The following is a 1,441-nucleotide window of genomic DNA, read 5'->3' on the forward strand; positions in this document are numbered from 1 at the left end:
GATGGATGCCGGACGGCAACATCGAATATTTGGGCCGGATCGACCATCAGGTGAAAATCCGGGGCTACCGGATCGAGTTGGGCGAGGTCGAGGCACAAATTTTGAAAGTGGAAGACGTACAAGAGGTCATCGTACTGGCCCAGGCGGACGAACAGGGGCAAAACCAACTGGTGGCGTACTATGTTGCTGAACGGGAAGTAAGCGCTGGTGAGCTGCGCAGTTTACTGGGTGAGGAGCTACCAAACTACATGGTGCCATCGTATTTCATCCAGCTGGAGCAGATGCCGCTGACGCCGAACGGTAAAATCGACCGCAAGGCCCTGCCGGCACCAGAAGGCAGCCTACAAAGCGGAGCGGACTATGTAGAGCCGCGCACAGCGCTGGAGCAGACGTTAGTGTCCATTTGGCAGGCTGTATTAGGAACGAAGAGAGTCGGGATTTTGGATAATTTCTTTGATCTGGGCGGCGATTCGATCAAAGCGATCCAGGTATCCTCCCGTTTGCTGCAAGCGGGCTACAAGCTGGACATGAAGGATTTGTTCCAATATCCTTCCATCTCGCTGCTGAGCGGTCATGTTCATAAGGTCAGCCGCACAGCCGATCAGCGGGTGGTTTCGGGGGCAGTTAGATTGACCCCGATTCAGCAATGGTTCTTTGGACAATCCTCAGCAGAGCCACATTATTTCAACCAATCGGTGATGCTGTATAGGGCGCAAGGCTTCGATGAAGCCGCATTGCGTGAAACGGTGACCAAGGTAACTGAGCATCATGATGCTTTGCGTATGGTCTTCCGTCAGACCGAACAGGGCTATGAAGCGTGGAATCGCGGTTTGAACGAAGGCGAGCTGTATCGTCTGGACGTTGTAGATCTGACGGATGTGCAAAACATTACAGATGTTGCAGCAGCCATTGAAATGAAAGCCAATGCCATCCAAAGTTCCATTCGTCTGGACGAAGGACCGCTGGTGAAGCTGGGACTTTTCCGCTGCATGGATGGAGATCATTTACTGATTGCGATTCACCATTTGGTGGTGGACGGGATTTCGTGGCGAATTGTGTTTGAGGATTTTGCCACGGGATATGAGCAGGCCGTGCGGGGAGAAGCGATTCGCCTGCCTTATAAAACGGACGCTTTCTCTGCTTGGGCAGAGCGCTTATCACAATATGCGAATAGTCCGGCGATCGAAAATGAACGCGAATATTGGCAGCGTCTTGCCCAAATAGAAATTGCATCGTTGCCTAAGGATCAAGAAAGAGCGGAAGGGCAGCATTTTCTGATCAGAGACAGTGAGACTGTGACTGTGGCTTGGAGCGAGCAGGAAACACGGATGTTGCTTCAAGAAGTACACCGTGCGTACCACACCGAGGTCAATGATCTGCTGTTAACCGCACTCGGCACAGCGGTATATAACTGGAGCGGTCAGGAGCGTGTGCTGGTCAA

At 52.4% G+C, this 1,441-nt stretch carries 1 protein-coding gene; it reads left to right on the top strand.

Features of this window, described 5'->3' with window-relative positions; all coding sequences use genetic code 11:
• Positions 1–1,441, top strand: a 1,441-nt coding sequence (locus G9G54_RS24775; RefSeq protein ID WP_238808440.1) for a condensation domain-containing protein, incomplete at both ends; no start/stop codon positions are given.

Source organism: Paenibacillus sp. EKM212P, from assembly GCF_011066115.1.
Lineage (GTDB): Bacteria > Bacillota > Bacilli > Paenibacillales > Paenibacillaceae > Paenibacillus > Paenibacillus polymyxa_B.